The sequence below is a fragment of the Sedimentibacter sp. B4 genome, from assembly GCF_000309315.1.
In the GTDB taxonomy this organism is placed as follows: domain Bacteria; phylum Bacillota; class Clostridia; order Tissierellales; family Sedimentibacteraceae; genus Sedimentibacter; species Sedimentibacter saalensis.
In genome coordinates this window covers 1-241 of the sequence record NZ_CANG01000265.1, presented here as the reverse complement: position 1 = coordinate 241, position 241 = coordinate 1, and the positions used below count along the sequence as shown (strand labels likewise).

1 pseudogene is annotated in these 241 nt (G+C 71.4%); it reads left to right on the top strand.

Annotation, left to right across the window (positions count from 1 at the left end):
* Positions 1-241: pseudogene (locus tag BN358_RS26295) on the top strand (LacI family transcriptional regulator); the annotation flags it as partial.

Here is a 241-nt window from a genome sequence, read left to right as displayed (position 1 = left end):
CCGCTCGCTGGCCTCGCGCCGCAGCAACGTGATCGCGCTGATCTACCCCGAGGTCGAGAGCGGGATCGGCGGAACCGGCGGCGAGTTCGTCCACGCCGCCGCCGAGCGGGCCAGGGAACTCGGCTACCAGCTGGTGCTGTGGCCTTTCCGCACGGAGCAGGCCAAGGAGGTACGCAACCTCGCCAGGCAGGGCATGGCCGACGGCGTCCTCGTGATGGAGGTGGCCCTCGACGACGAGCGG